Annotated in this window: 14 protein-coding genes; all 14 read left to right on the forward strand. The window is 52.7% G+C overall.

Going from position 1 to position 14,760, the window contains the following annotated elements; genetic code table 11:
• Positions 1 to 22 precede the first annotated feature (22 nt).
• The 14 genes from B088_RS01805 (at position 23) to obgE (ending at position 14,755) form a co-directional block, all read left to right on the forward strand.
• Positions 23 to 982 (forward strand): YitT family protein, encoded by a 960-nt coding sequence (locus tag B088_RS01805; RefSeq protein ID WP_018106698.1) that lies wholly within the window; start codon positions 23 to 25, stop codon positions 980 to 982.
• A gap of 14 nt (positions 983 to 996) precedes the next feature.
• On the forward strand, positions 997 to 1,599 hold the full coding sequence (gene rdgB / locus B088_RS01810; protein WP_018106699.1) for an RdgB/HAM1 family non-canonical purine NTP pyrophosphatase: 603 nt from the start codon (positions 997 to 999) through the stop codon (positions 1,597 to 1,599).
• 10 nt (positions 1,600 to 1,609) lie between these two features.
• Positions 1,610 to 3,055 carry an exodeoxyribonuclease VII large subunit gene (xseA, locus tag B088_RS01815; protein WP_018106700.1) on the forward strand — a complete coding sequence of 482 codons (1,446 nt, stop codon included), beginning with the start codon at positions 1,610 to 1,612 and terminating at the stop codon, positions 3,053 to 3,055.
• Positions 3,056 to 3,059: 4 nt separating this feature from the next.
• Positions 3,060 to 3,296: an exodeoxyribonuclease VII small subunit gene (gene xseB, locus B088_RS01820; protein WP_018106701.1), complete on the forward strand. Its 237-nt coding sequence runs from the start codon at positions 3,060 to 3,062 to the stop codon at positions 3,294 to 3,296.
• Between the two features lie 346 nt (positions 3,297 to 3,642).
• Positions 3,643 to 4,347, forward strand: a complete 705-nt coding sequence (locus tag B088_RS01825) for a cytidylate kinase-like family protein (protein ID WP_018106702.1) — start codon at positions 3,643 to 3,645, stop codon at positions 4,345 to 4,347.
• Between the two features lie 32 nt (positions 4,348 to 4,379).
• Positions 4,380 to 6,512: an ATP-dependent Clp protease ATP-binding subunit gene (locus B088_RS01830; protein WP_018106703.1), complete on the forward strand. Its 2,133-nt coding sequence runs from the start codon at positions 4,380 to 4,382 to the stop codon at positions 6,510 to 6,512.
• Positions 6,513 to 6,639: 127 nt separating this feature from the next.
• Positions 6,640 to 7,680 carry a tRNA (adenosine(37)-N6)-threonylcarbamoyltransferase complex transferase subunit TsaD gene (gene tsaD, locus B088_RS01835; RefSeq protein WP_018106704.1) on the forward strand — a complete coding sequence of 347 codons (1,041 nt, stop codon included), beginning with the start codon at positions 6,640 to 6,642 and terminating at the stop codon, positions 7,678 to 7,680.
• A gap of 11 nt (positions 7,681 to 7,691) precedes the next feature.
• Positions 7,692 to 8,222, forward strand: coding sequence for a CinA family protein (locus B088_RS01840; RefSeq protein WP_018106705.1), 531 nt, complete (start codon positions 7,692 to 7,694; stop codon positions 8,220 to 8,222).
• Positions 8,219 to 9,757, forward strand: coding sequence for a RecQ family ATP-dependent DNA helicase (locus B088_RS01845; protein ID WP_018106706.1), 1,539 nt, complete (start codon positions 8,219 to 8,221; stop codon positions 9,755 to 9,757). The genes B088_RS01840 and B088_RS01845 overlap by 4 nt, the downstream gene beginning before the upstream one ends.
• Before the next feature lie 509 nt (positions 9,758 to 10,266).
• Entirely contained in the window at positions 10,267 to 11,565 is a 1,299-nt protein-coding gene (gene metK / locus B088_RS01850; RefSeq protein ID WP_018106707.1) for a methionine adenosyltransferase, read from the forward strand.
• Positions 11,566 to 11,586: 21 nt separating this feature from the next.
• Positions 11,587 to 12,315 carry a tRNA1(Val) (adenine(37)-N6)-methyltransferase gene (locus B088_RS01855; RefSeq protein WP_018106708.1) on the forward strand — a complete coding sequence of 243 codons (729 nt, stop codon included), beginning with the start codon at positions 11,587 to 11,589 and terminating at the stop codon, positions 12,313 to 12,315.
• Between the two features lie 65 nt (positions 12,316 to 12,380).
• On the forward strand, positions 12,381 to 12,956 hold the full coding sequence (locus tag B088_RS01860) for a phosphoribosyltransferase (RefSeq protein ID WP_018106709.1): 576 nt from the start codon (positions 12,381 to 12,383) through the stop codon (positions 12,954 to 12,956).
• 2 nt (positions 12,957 to 12,958) lie between these two features.
• Positions 12,959 to 13,534 carry an adenylate kinase gene (locus B088_RS01865; protein WP_018106710.1) on the forward strand — a complete coding sequence of 192 codons (576 nt, stop codon included), beginning with the start codon at positions 12,959 to 12,961 and terminating at the stop codon, positions 13,532 to 13,534.
• Between the two features lie 63 nt (positions 13,535 to 13,597).
• Positions 13,598 to 14,755 (forward strand): GTPase ObgE, encoded by a 1,158-nt coding sequence (gene obgE / locus B088_RS01870; RefSeq protein WP_018106711.1) that lies wholly within the window; start codon positions 13,598 to 13,600, stop codon positions 14,753 to 14,755.
• Positions 14,756 to 14,760: the final 5 nt, after the last annotated feature.

Genomic DNA, 14,760 nt, shown 5'->3' on the forward strand with positions numbered 1-14,760 from the left:
GTATAGTTTTAACTTATAAGTCATGGGCATTAGCAAGTCAGCTAAGATCTGGCGGGAGGTAGAGGATTATATCCTGATCTTCTTAACCCTGCTGCTGTACACCTTCTTCTGGCGAGGATTTATCTTCTCTCACGAGATCACCTCTGGTGGATTATCCGGTATCGCTTCGGTGATCACATGGGCCTGCGACAAGGCCGGTATGACCTTCGATGTGGGTTGGCCGTACAATATCATCAATGGTATCCTGGTGGTACTATCGGTGATCATCCTTGGGTGGAAGTTCTCCATCCGTACTGTCTTCAGCGTCATCGTACTCGGTATATCCATCCCTGCGTCTGGTCAGTTCTTTGACACTCCTATGCTTGCCGACGATCCGGCAATGGCTGTCATCATTGGTTCTATCGGAATAGGCTTCAGCCTTGCGATGATCTTTGCTCGTGGTGGCTCGACGGGTGGTACGGATATCATAGCTTCGATCATCAATAAGTACAAGCACATGGCGATCGGGCGTGCTCTCTTGGCGATCGATGTGATCACGGTGGGCATCTCGTGGTTTATCTTTCAGGATCCGGATAAGCTGGTCTACTCATTCATCCAGATCATCACATGCAACCTGTCCGTTGATTTCTTCCTTAACGGATACCGCCAGTGTGTTCAGTTCTTTATCATCTCATCCAAGTATGAAGAGATCAGTCGTCTAATCATCAAGGAGGCAGGTCGAGGCGTAACCCTGCTAAAGGGCGTTGGGGCTTTCTCCGGATCGGATATGAAGGTGATGATGGTTATTGCTCGTCGTGCTCAGACCGCTACGATCATGAGGATCGTCAAGGATATCGATGAGCGGGCATTCATTACAGAGGCTCCGGTCAGAGGGGTCTATGGAGAAGGCTTTGACGTCAATTATGTGAAGTCTACGAAGAAGTCGCAACAGGAAGAGGAAGCACTAAGTACCTCATCAGCATCAGAAGAGGCTGAAGGATAAGCCTAGAAGACATCATGTGTGAGAAACGTAGGCTCATCCTTGCCACTCATAACGAGCATAAGACACAAGAGATACGAGACCTGATTATCTCCGAGGACTTGCCCTATGAGGTGGTGTCTCTCCATGAGATCGGCGACGACCTCGAGATAGAGGAGACAGGGGAGACTCTGATGGAGAATTCTCAGCTCAAGGCTGAGACGTGTCATCGGCGGCATCACATAGATTGCTTCGCCGACGACACCGGGCTGGAGGTTACCTCTCTGGGAGGTAGACCCGGGGTCTACTCAGCTCGCTATGCAGGACCGGCGTGCCGACCGGCCGACAACATCCGTAAGCTCCTCCACGAGCTGGAAGGCGTCGAGGACAGGACTGCAGTCTTTAAGACCGTAATCACTCTGATCTTAGACGATAAAGTCCACACCTTTGAGGGTCAGGTCAGGGGGGCTATCACTGAGCAGCCACGGGGAGAGGACGGATTTGGCTATGATCCGATCTTTCAGCCCGAGGGCTATGACTGCACCTTTGCACAGATGAGCGAGGAGGAGAAGAATCATATCAGCCACCGAGGTAGAGCTGTGGAGGCTCTGATCTGCTTCCTTAGATCACTTCACGGATGAGGAATTATCTATGAGCGTGGGAGCATCGAGGATCAGCCTCTTTGAGGACGATCATGAGATAAAGGCGTACAGGCTGAGTGAATTGCTCGGAAGTGTCCGCCGTGCTCTCGAGGCAAGCTTCAAAGGGTACTACAGGATAGTCGCAGAGGTGGCGAGCATCAACTCGAATGCCTCCTCCGGGCACGTCTACCTCGAGCTGACAGAGACGAATAAAAGCGGACGAAAAGTAGCCTCCACACGAGCCACCATGTGGTCCGGTACTGCTAGGAGCGTGATGCAGCGCTTCTGCGATGTAACGGGCAGTTACCCTCAGGTAGGGATGGAGCTCCTGATGACTGTGAGCGTCACGTTTCATGAGCAGTATGGTTTTTCGCTAAATATCCAGGATATAGACCCCAATCATACGCTTGGCAATCTGGAGCGCATCCGTCGGGAGACCATCCAGAAGCTGAAGGAGAATGGGATCCTGAATCTTAATAAGGAGCAGTGCACACTCCCCACACTTACCCAGAGGATAGCCGTCATCTCCTCTGAGACGGCAGCAGGGTGGGGCGACTTCCGTGATCAGATGCGGAGGAGCGCCCTTGCCGGACTCTTCCACTTCGATCTATACCCGGCTACGATGCAGGGTGCTACCACCACGAAGACAGTGATAAGTGCGCTGGATAGGATCTATAGCCATGCAGACTCCTACGATGCTGTGGTGATCCTGCGTGGTGGGGGCAGCCCGATAGACCTCTCCGCCTTTGATGACTATAGACTCTGCGAGTATATTGCCTGCTTTTGCCTGCCGGTGATTACCGCTATTGGCCATGAGCGTGACTTCTCCGTAGCGGACCATGTGGCCAACACATCGGTCAAGACACCTACGGCAGCAGCAGAGTTTTTGATCCATCGACTGGAGGAGCAGGTGAGTAGGGTGGTCGATGCTGGAGATCAGCTGAGCAGTCTGCTCCTCGATCGCTATCACCGGATGCAGCAGCTCCAGGTCGATCACCCCACGCGACTGGGGAAGGTGCTGTCCACCCTCGAGCGACGGGAGAGTGATCGCATGCGGCGCTCTGAGAGGAGACTGAACTATGCTATGCATGCTCACCAAGAGGCTCTCCGTGATCACGTCGAGGCCTTAGCCAAGCGATCCACCACGCTGCTCTACGACCACAGGATGCACGTCAGCTCTCAGTCTGTCAGTCTGGAGAGCAGGAGTAAGCGTCTTTCTATGATCCTATCGAGGATCATTCCACAGGAGCAGGAGAAGTTGGATAACTACTCTAAGCTGGCAGAACTCTACAATCCTGAGAAAATCATGCTTCGCGGGTTCCTGCCTGTTCTTCAGGGAGGACGCCAGCTCACTTCGATAAGTGAGGTGGACAGCGATAGTAACTTACAGATCCTGATGACCGACGGCTCCATAGAGGGCAAGGTCATCCATATACACACTGATAAGTCTCAATAGACCCATGACCAAAGAAGAGATCAAGGAGAAAGTAGATGCGCTGACTTACGATGAGGCCATTGCCGAGACGGAACGCGTGCTCTCACATCTGGAAGAGGGTAATCTGCCTATAGATGAGGTGCTTAGCCAGAGTCGATATGCCGTGGCACTGATCACTCACTGTCGGGCAAAGATAGCGCAGGTAGGCAAGGAGGTCGATCGTATACTGGACGATCTGGACCCCAGTCCCGATAAGGAGTAACAGTCTAATATTTGAACCTGAAACTAATATCGGTATTAGTGATTACTATTACCGGTATTAGGCAACACTAATACCGGTAATAGATGACGCTAATATCGGTATTAGAAACGTGCGATAGTGATGTGCTGGTTACCAGGCTTGTGTGTATGGGTTTTATAAGTACTCCCGTGCAGGGACTTTGGCGCTGCTGGTCTTTGTTCTTCCTATGTTTCGAATCCACTTTTATTGAGTATATAATAGCGATTATGTTAAGTAAGAAGCGAGGGAGATACATGAGCTCAATAATGAAGTCAGTGGGAATGGTTAACTTTGACTCATAAGAAACAACTACAAGCTCGTAACTACCATGAGAGAATCCGATACAATAAACCCTGAGCAGAAAGTCATGCTGCCAAGCGACAAATTCGCAATCTGTATCTCCAGATCCCAGTGCAGTGGCGGAGTTACATTCGCCCATCTGCTTGGGGATAAGTTAGGTATACCTGTTTACGATGACAATATCTTCGACCTCTCTGCGAAGGATCACAATATCCGGCGCGATCTCTTTGTGAAAAATGAGGATAATACAGACTTCTCAGTCCCTATTATATACGGTGCGGAGTATGCTTCGTCAGGAGCGATGATCACCTATACGGATAACTTTTTGTCCAATAAGAACATTCACAGTATGCAGTCAGAGACAATCCTGAGGCTTGCCGCTGAGAGCTCTGCCATATTCCTGGGTCATACAGCTGACTTCGTGTTAAGGAACCACCCTAACCTACTGAAGCTCTATATCTCCGAGCCGATGGCTATTCGCATAAAGAACCTCCAGAGAGACTACGAGGGAGTCAGCGATGAGGAGGCGATGGATAGACTCCTGAAGCTGGATAAGGAAAGGCGTCAGTACTACAACTATTACACCGGCATGCGCTGGGGACGCTGTGAGACTTACGATCTGGCTCTGCAACCGTCTTTCTTTGGCATAGATTATGCAACTGATTTAGTAATGGAGATTATTCGCGCCAAGCAGTTCCCCCTCATGGGCACCTCCTTGGCAGGCGAACATTAGGTTCCAAGTCCATAACTAAGCAGTTTGTATAGATGTCAAATAAAAATAATAAGAAGATATATGACCCAATAGTGGAGTCTTCTATTTCCGACCAGGAGGACTTCGATACCCTCTTTGATCAGCCCTCATCCGATGGAGGGGGCTCGGGAGGAGATGATGCGAGTGGCGGTCAGGAGTCTACTCAGAAGACTGAGACTCCCACCCTGGATGCCTACGGTACGTGGCTCAATGAGCAGGTGAAGAGAGGGAAGCTGGATCCCGTGTATGGTCGTGAGAAGGAACTTCAGCGGATCACTCAGATACTCGCAAGGAAAAAGAAGAATAACCCCCTACTCCTGGGTGAGCCGGGTGTGGGAAAGACAGCGGTAGTCGAGGCTCTGGCACAGAGAATCGCATCCGGAAATGTCCCACCCTATCTGCTCAATAAGCGGATCGTTGCGGTGGATATGTCGTCCATTGTGGCGGGGACGATGTATAGGGGACAATTTGAGGAGCGGATGAAGAAGCTCATCCACGAGCTCAAGGCAAATCCCGATGTCATCCTCTATATGGATGAGATACACACTCTTATGGGTAGCGGCAACACCCAGGGAGGAGTCGATGCCGCCAGCATGCTCAAGCCGCCACTGGCACGAGGTGAGATCCGCTGCATCGGTGCCACAACTCTAGAGGAGTATCGTAAGAGCATCGAGAAAGATGGTGCGATGGACCGGAGATTTCAGAAAGTTATGGTCAACGCTCCTGACGAGAAGGAGACACTCCTTATTCTAAAGAAGCTCCAGCCGATCTACGAGAAGCACCATCACGTGACTTATACGGAGAAAGCCCTTGAGTCAGCCGTCTATCTGACTGAGCGCTATGTCACTGACCGGCAATTCCCCGACAAGGCGATAGATGCTCTCGATGAAGCGGGCGCCTACTCCTTTATCAAGAATCAGAAGCCGGTCGATCTGAAGCCCTATCAAGACCAGATCGACGAGATACGGAAGCTGAAGCTTCAGTACGTCAACGAAGGGCGGTATGACCTTGCCTCTCAGGCGAGGGATAAGGAGAAGCAGTATCAGGAGGATCTTAGGACGGTCAAGCGTAGCCTGGAGCGTGGTGAGATGCTCGGCGACCCTACCCTCGTGGACAGTCAGGAGGTAGAGTACGTGGTGTCTCTGGGGAGCGGCGTGCCAGTACAGTCCTTTACCGCCGGAGATCTAAAGGCACTCTGTCAGCTAGAGTCTACACTGAAGTCCAAGGTGATCGGTCAGGATCATGTGGTGCGCGACGTCGCTACAGCCATCCAGCGGAATAAGGTGGGGCTCAGAGACCCGGGGAAGCCCATTGGCTCCTTCCTCTTCTTAGGATCCTCCGGCGTCGGTAAGACATATCTCTCTAAGATGCTCGCTAAGGAGCTCTTTGGCACAGAGGATGCCATGATCCGTGTGGACATGAGTGAATTTATGGAGAAGTACTCCGTCTCTCGACTGATCGGTGCTCCTCCCGGATATGTCGGATATGACCAGGGTGGCGAGCTAACGGTGAAAGTGAAGCGACGCCCCTACTCCGTGATCCTCTTCGATGAGATCGAGAAGGCTCACCCTGATGTACAAAATCTTATGCTACAGATCCTTGATGATGGTGTACTGACAGATAGTACAGGTGACAAGGTTAATTTTAAGAACACCATCATCATCATGACATCCAACGTCGGGACTCGCCAATTGAGCGAGTTTGGTACCGGTATAGGATTTAAGGATCAGAGCGATGGAGATGAGGCGGCTGAGCAGGTGATCCGAAAGGCTCTCAATAAGCGCTTTGCCCCTGAGTTCCTCAATCGTATCGACAAGATCGTTACCTTCAATCAGCTCAAAAAGCAAGACATCCGTAAGATTACGGATCTGGAGCTGAGTAAGCTGGATAAGCGTCTGGAGAACCTCAATATCCGAGTGCAGTACTCCGATAAGGCGAGAGACTTCGTGGCTGAGAAGGGGTTTGATCCTAAGCTCGGAGCCAGACCGCTCAAGAGAGCAATAGCGCAGTACATCGAGGAGATGATCACGGACGGAATCATCAGTGGCGAGGTGCAGCCGGGAGAGGATTACCAGATCGATGTGGATGGTACGGGGAAGGACATGAAGCTGAAGATCATGGTACCGGAGCCGCTACTGATCTCATAAGTAATTGATACTACTCAGAGAGGGGCATTATGGCATATGAGCTGTGATGCCCCTCTCTCTTGGGACTTCGGGCGATCACTTCGTCCCCACAATTGCGTATCTTTGTAGGAAGAAATCTTAGTAACCAATGGTACCATTCTCAATAGATCCAGATAAAATCATCCTCGGCATCGAGTCCTCCTGCGATGACACCTCAGCTGCTGTCCTAAGGGGTCAGACACTCTTGTCAAATGTCATAGCGAGCCAAAAGGTCCACGAGCAATACGGTGGCGTAGTGCCCGAACTGGCCAGCCGAGCCCACTTGCAGAACGTGGTCCCCGTCATCAGTGAGGCTATTCGGCAGGCCGGGATCACGCGTGAGGATATAGACGTGATCGCCTACACGAGAGGTCCCGGTCTCCTAGGATCCCTGCTGGTCGGAGGGACCTTCGCCAAGGGGATGAGCCAGGCGCTCGGTATCCCGATGGTAGACGTCAATCATCTGCAGGGGCACGTGATGGCTCACTTCGTACAGCAGCCGGGCGAGGAGCGACCTGTCCCCCACTTCCCATTCCTCTGCCTGCTCGTATCAGGAGGCAACTCGCAGATTATTCTAGTCCATAGCCCCCTAGACATGGAGATTATCGGCAAGACCATCGATGATGCTGCCGGCGAAGCATTTGACAAGTGTGCCAAAGTGATGGGACTGGGGTACCCTGGAGGACCGGTCGTCGATCGACTTGCCAAGGAGGGAGACCCAAGGGCCTTCCACTTCGCCAAGCCCAGAATAGAGGGCTATGATTACAGCTTCAGTGGGCTGAAGACCTCCTTCCTCTACACCCTAAGAGATAATCTGGAGAAGGATCCTCTCTTTATCGAGAAGAATAAGGAGGATCTGTGTGCTTCACTCCAGGAGACCGTGATCGAGCTCCTCATGGAAAAGCTCGAGCGGGCTGCTGAGGATCTCAATATCGATCAGGTGGGTGTAGCCGGCGGTGTCTCCGCCAATAGCCGCCTAAGACAGGCCTTTGTGGACTATGGCGAGCGTAGTGGTAAGGCTGTCTTTATTCCCCCATTCAGCTACACGACAGATAATGCGGCGATGATTGCAATGGCCGGTGCCTGTCTCTATGCTGCAGGTCGACGTAGCGAGATGACGGACGCCCCTTACTCAAGGATCACAATCTAAGCGCCAAGTATATGGAATACGATAAGTCACTACACAAGTACTTGACGGAGCTCAGTGCTACAGCTCTGCAGGTATCCGAACTCCTACTCTCGCTCAAGTCCCACTTGTCAGTGGCTGAGAGCTGCACCGGTGGGCTGATCGCTGCCACCTGTACTAGTATAAGTGGTGCCTCAGACTGGTTTGATACCGGAGTAACCACTTATACCCGGCACAGCAAGCGTGATGTCCTCGGGCTGAAGGATCGGGAGATCCGTGACGGGCTTGTCTCTGAGGCCACTGCTATCGCCATGTGCGAGCACATAGCGAAGCTCTCAGCAGTCGATGTCGCACTCTCTACCACAGGAGTCGCCGGACCATCGGAGAGCGAGGGGTACAAGCCATGTGCAGCGTGGATCGCCGTCCATACACCTATGGGCACTGTCTCTCGATGGCTCGAGCATGAGGATGAGGGACGAAACACCAATCGCGCATTCATCGCCCTTCAGGCGCTCTCACTACTTCGCGAAGAGCTGCAGAAGTATCTAGAGACCTCGTGGGGATGACGCTTCAGGAGGCACTCAAAAAAGCATTCGGATATACTGGCTTCAGACCCAATCAGGAGGAGGCTTGTCGTAACCTTCTCCACGGTCGTGATCAGCTCGTCATACTGCCCACGGGCGGCGGCAAGTCGATCTGCTATCAGCTGCCGGCCATTCTCCAGGATAGATGTGCCATCGTAGTGTCGCCTCTGATTGCGCTAATGAGAGACCAGATCGACTCACTCAATCGGCATCACATCCCCTCGGCCACCATCAATAGCTCTCTCTCTGACTCTGTACGACGCCAGGTGCTTCTACTGCTACTCAGGGGAAAACTGAAGCTGCTCTACCTGAGCCCGGAGACTCTGATGTCTCCAATGGGAGACTATATCCTGAGCAATGCCAAGATCTCTTTCTTCGCCATAGACGAGGCTCACTGTATCAGCCAGTGGGGCCATGACTTCAGACCCGAGTACTCGCAGCTTGGATTTCTTAAGCAAAAGTACCCTTCCCTTCCCATCATCGCACTGACGGCAACAGCCGACCCTGCCACAAGGAAGGATATTATCAATAAATTGCAGCTGACAGATCCTGTGGAAATAGTCGGGGACTTCGATAGACCTAACATCCACATCTCGGTACGGCGAGGAGTAAAGAAGAGAGAGAAGCTAAGGCAGATAGCAGACTATATCGAGGAGCAGGGCACACTCTCCAGCGGCATCATCTACTGCACAAAGCGCAAGGATACTGAGATGCTCTCCGAGTATCTCAATAGTCAAAACATCCACGCTCTGCCCTACCACGCCAATATGTCCCCCGAAGACAGACTGGTGGTCCATCGTGCCTTCCTTTCGGGAAATGTGCAGGTGGTCTGTGCTACCGTAGCCTTCGGGATGGGGATCGACAAGCCTGATGTGAGGTGGGTCATACACTACAGTATGCCGATGAATATCGAGCAGTACTATCAGGAAATAGGACGAGTCGGCCGTGATGGTCAACCGGCAGAAGCCCTGATGTACTACTCCTTTGGAGATCTAAAGGTACTCGAACTACTCATCAAGAACACCCCAAACGAGGATCTCAATAAGGCTAAAATGGACTATATGAAGCGCTTCTGCGAAGCAACAGTCTGCCGACGGAAGATCTTATTAGCCTACTTCGGACAGGAGACTGCAGAGGCGTGCGGTAATTGCGACCTCTGCCTCTTGCCACCGGAAGCTACCTTTGACGGTACAATCCATGCTCAGAAGGTGATGAGCACCATCGTAAGGGCACAAGAGACACTGACTGTGGAGGATGTGGCAAACATTCTGATAGGATCTCAGCAGAGAGAGCTCTGGAGCAGAGGGCTCAATAGACTGACCACCTTTGGGATCGGTAGGGATGAGACCTGGCTGGCATGGAGGGAGTATATCTACCAGATGACCCAGAATGGTCTCATCGCCATAGACTACAGCAATAGCTGTCGCTTTACGATGACCAAGTTGGGCTGGGAAGTGTTAAGGGGAGAGATGTCCCTGACACTCACTAAATTCACCCCATATCGCAAGAAAGCGTGACCCTACTTATTGAGGGTGTACGTACCTCCACGTGCCGGCGATCTAAACCGCATTACATTTGGTCTGTAAGCTATGAGCTACAAGTGAATGGCTATCAGCAGGAAGTAGTCTGCCAAATCTAATACCGGTAATAGACAACACTAATACCGATATTAGTCTCAACTATTACCGGTAATAGTAATCACTATTATCGGTAATAGTCTGAGGTCATCTAGCTACGCTATCTCTGAAAAAGCACACAGATTAATTGCTTGTGTAAAACCGATCTGGGAAAAAGGGGAATAAATCGTACCTTTGCGGCAACACGTGGAGAGATTTGTGTCTGCTTGCAACCACGCTAAAACAATGCTAAAGGGCACTCTTGAGTCAATGAACAATGATCGGAGCTTCTTGCTCACGGATCGTGGAGTCTGACCGAGAGAGGCTTTGAGCGTTGCATGCTTTTAGGATAAGGGTCTCTTCTCGGTTTATAGACATTGTACACTTCATCTACTTAGGTTCATTGATATATGAAAACTTCTGATACCTACCTCTTTAGCTCCGAGTCTGTGAGCGATGGACACCCCGATAAGGTGGCCGACCAGATCTCTGATGCCCTCCTGGACAACTTCCTTGCTCAGGATCCCAAGAGCAAGGTGGCATGTGAGACATTAGTGACTGCCGGTCAGGTACTTATTGCCGGCGAGATCACCTCTGACGCTTACGTCGACCTGCAGTCTGTCGTGCGAGGAGTGATCGCTGACATCGGTTACACCAAAGGCGAGTATGGCTTCGATGCGCAGTCGGTCGGTATCCTCAGCGCCATCCACGAGCAGAGTCCTGACATCCATATGGGTGTCGTGCGTGAGTCGGACGAGGACCAGGGCGCAGGAGATCAGGGGATTATGTTTGGCTACGCCTCATGTGAGAGCGACAACTATATGCCACTCCCGATCGAGCTGTCTCACTCGATGCTGCAGATCCTATCCCAGATCCGCAAGGAGGAGCCGGACCTTATGCCCTACCTTCGTCCTGATGCTAAGGGACAGGTGACACTGGAGTATAATATGGACCGCACTCCTAAGCGCGTCAATACCATCGTCCTCAGCACACAGCATGATGACTTCGTAAAGCCGCATGATGGGATGAGCCAGGCAGAAGCTGACCGACTGATGCAGGAGAAGATCTCAGAGGATGTCCGCCGTATTGTGATCCCGAGGCTGATCGAGAAGTACAGCTCTAAGGTCCAGAACCTCCTCGATGATCAGGTCAGGTATCTGATCAATCCTACCGGTCGCTTTGTCCTCGGTGGTCCAGCCGGGGATACCGGTCTGACCGGACGTAAGATCATCGTAGATACCTATGGCGGCCGGGCTGCTCATGGTGGTGGTGCCTTCAGCGGTAAGGATCCGAGTAAGGTGGATCGCTCCGCTACCTATGCTGCTCGTTATCTCGCCAAAAACCTGGTTGCCGCCGGGGTGAGCGATGAGATCAAGATCCAGGTCGCCTACGCCATCGGTCAGGCAGATCCGGTGAGCATCTATGTGGATACCTACGGCAGGAGCAGAGTACGTGAGACGGATGGCGAGATCGCCTCGATGCTGTCCTCTCTCTTCGACCTCAGACCCTATCACATCATCAAGTCACTTCACCTGGAGTCGCCGATCTACAGGGAGAGCTCTGCCTACGGGCATATCGGCCGCACACCTCGAGTGGCGACGAAGTCCTTTACGGATGGGAATGGTCGGACGCTCACTAAGGAGGTGGAGCTCTTTGCCTGGGAAAAAACGGATCTCGTCGATAAGGTCAGGGGTGCTTTCCACTTCTGATACTCGCCAGAAGAATAACTTATGTCCGTCTTCCGCATGAAGGGCTTCGAGCTCGAGCAGGGCGAAGCAGCCATGAAGGTGGGTACCGACGGCACAGTGCTGGGTGCATACACCATCGAGTGGCTGCTGAAAAGGCATATCCAGCCTCGGCTGATCCTCGATGTAGGCACAGGGACGGGAGTCATCGCCCTCATGCTGGCTCAGAAGTTTTCCTCCGCAGTGGTTCATGCTATCGAGATCGATCATGGAGCAGCAGAGACTGCAAGGCGCAATTTCTCCCACTCTCCTTTCTCATCCCGGCTTCAGCTTACCGAGGGGGACTATGGCTTAGTTAGAGCGGAGGACCTGACCGACAGGTACGACCTGATCGTCAGTAACCCACCCTACCACAATGGGAGCTACCTCCCCGAGGATGAGCGGCGGCAGATCGCCCGACACAGCGGGACGCTGCCCCCGGAGGTATTCTTCGGGATCTCCTCAGAGCTGCTGTCGCCGAGGGGGTACATCGCAGTGGTTTTACCATCGAGCCAGCTACCCCTTTACGATTACGCAGCATCATCCTTCGGGCTGGAGATGATTCACCGTTGTCTCATCCAGACCGTGGCAGGCAAGGCTTGCAAGCGTGTCATAGGACTATGGACACGTGGAGAAAAGAGCGACTGTACAGATGAGCTGCTGACTATCTCCTCAGGTGAGGGCTACAGCGACCGATATGCGGAGTTGATGCGAGACTTTCTGACGATATTTTGATTGCGGAGGTGGCATAAGCACATACTTTATGGTAAATTTGTTTTTTAATCATAGGAACGTAGATCATGAAGTCAATAGAGGTGGATGGGCTGACATTTAAGCCCTATCTGTCACAGGAGGAGCTGCACCCTCACATAGCGAGAGTTGCGAAGGAGATCATCGCGGACGTGGGAGACAGAGATCCGCTCTTTGTCTGTATCCTCAACGGAGCATTTATGTTTGGCTCTGACATTGCCCATCTGCTGGACAAACCCTACGAGATGGCCTTTGCGAAGTACAGCTCCTACTCGGGTATGCACTCCACGGGTCGGCTCACGGAGGTTATGGCTCCACAGATTGATGTTAAGGGACGCGTCGTGGTGGTGCTGGAGGATCTTGTGGACACCGGATTTACCCTAACACAGATTAAGGAACTCTACCTCTCCCGAGGTGCCGAGGAGGTGCGCATAGCTGTCATGCTCGATAAGCCCAATGCACACAAGGATGCATCTCTCGAGCTGGACTATGTGGGGATGGAGATCCCAGATGACTTTATCGTGGGTCACGGACTGGACTACAATGGCTTCGGACGGATGCTCAATGACATCTTCGTGGTCGACGAGGAGTCCCTCCGGAAGAAGAATCAATCACTCAACATATAATCATGCTTAATATCATCATATTCGGGGCTCCCGGCTCCGGCAAGGGTACCCAGAGTGCACACATCAAGGAGCACTACAACCTCAATCACATCTCCACAGGGGATCTCCTGCGTGCAGAGATCAAGAAGGGAACTCCCCTGGGGAAGAAGGTGGAGGGGCTCATCAGCGAGGGACACCTCGTACCCGATGAGACCATCGTGAGTATCATGGAGGGTCATATCGAGGATCCCGGTGAGTATGCCGGTATCATCTTCGATGGCTTCCCCCGCACGGTAGCCCAGGCTGAGGCGCTGGACACGATGCTGAGTACTCATGGCGAGAGCGTCACTCTTCTGCTGGAGCTACAGGTAGGTGAGGAGGAGCTCATCAGCCGCATCCTCGAGCGAGGAAAGGTTTCCGGTCGAGCTGATGACAACGAGGAGTCGGCTCGTGAGCGACTCAAGGTCTACCACAACGAGACTGAGCCGGTCCGCAACTTCTACTCCAAGCAAGGCAAGTACGTTGCTTTAGAGGGCGAGGGCAGTATCGATGAGATTACGGAGCGGATCATCAAGGCTATCGATAACTTCGTAGCCTGATACCGTCATCTAGTAGATTCTCTCACGCATCAGGAAAAAGTTCCCTCTGAAGAAATAAGTGCCATGGCTGAGTCAGGATTTGTCGATTACGTAAAGATCTATTGCCGGAGCGGCAAGGGAGGACAGGGATGTGTCCACTTCTACAGATCCAAGCGGAGTCCTAAGGGAGGACCTGACGGAGGTGATGGCGGTCGCGGAGGTGATGTCTACCTAAGGGGTGATCGGAACTACTGGACCCTCCTTCACCTTCGCTACAATCGCCATATCTTTGCCGGAAATGGCAAGAGCGGTGGTGAGAACAACCGCACCGGCGCCGATGGAGAGGATATCTACATTGACGTCCCACTCGGGACCGCCTGCTACGATGCCGACACGGGAGACTACATCACCGAGGTGCGAGAGCATGGAGAGGTGATCAGGATCCTGAAGGGAGGTCGTGGGGGACAGGGAAACACCCGCTTTGCCACCTCGACCAATCAGGCTCCCCGCTTCGCTCAGCCCGGTGAGGCGCGCGAGGAGCGGGAGGTGATACTCCAGCTGAAGTTGCTGGCCGATGTGGGACTGGTAGGCTTCCCCAACGCAGGGAAGTCGACCCTTCTATCTGCTATCACCACCTCTAAGCCCAAGGTGGCGAACTACCCATTCACGACACTGGTGCCCAACCTCGGCATCGTGAAGTACCGCGATGGTCGCTCCTTCGTCATGGCAGACATCCCCGGGATCATCGAGGGTGCTGCCGAGGGCAAGGGGCTGGGACTCCGCTTCCTCCGTCATATCGAGCGCAATGCCGCCCTACTCTTCCTCATCCCCTCCAATGCTGACAACATCTCAGAGGAGTACGAGATACTGCTGGGAGAGCTGGAGAAGTACAACCCCTCGCTGCTGGATAAGAATAGGGTCCTGGGCATCTCAAAGTCCGACCTCGTTGATGAGGATCTCGAGGAAATGATTCGCGAGACTCTCCCAGAAGGGGTGCCGGTCTGCTTCTTCTCCTCGGTAACCGGACAGGGAGTGGCAGAGCTCAAGGATCTGATCTGGAAGAGCATTACCGTCAATAACTTTGAGGCGGTCTCTCCTCTCGTGGAGCAGAATCTCAATCGCACCCTGCAAGGGGTCGAACTCGATGAGAGCGAGGATGATGCTGTGGAGTCCTCCGACACTGACGAGGAGTCCGCGGAGACCGATGCCGGAGGTAGGATGCATGACGAGGATCCCTACTGATCCTA

The sequence above is a fragment of the Porphyromonas bennonis DSM 23058 = JCM 16335 genome (assembly GCF_000375645.1).
GTDB lineage: Bacteria > Bacteroidota > Bacteroidia > Bacteroidales > Porphyromonadaceae > Porphyromonas_A > Porphyromonas_A bennonis.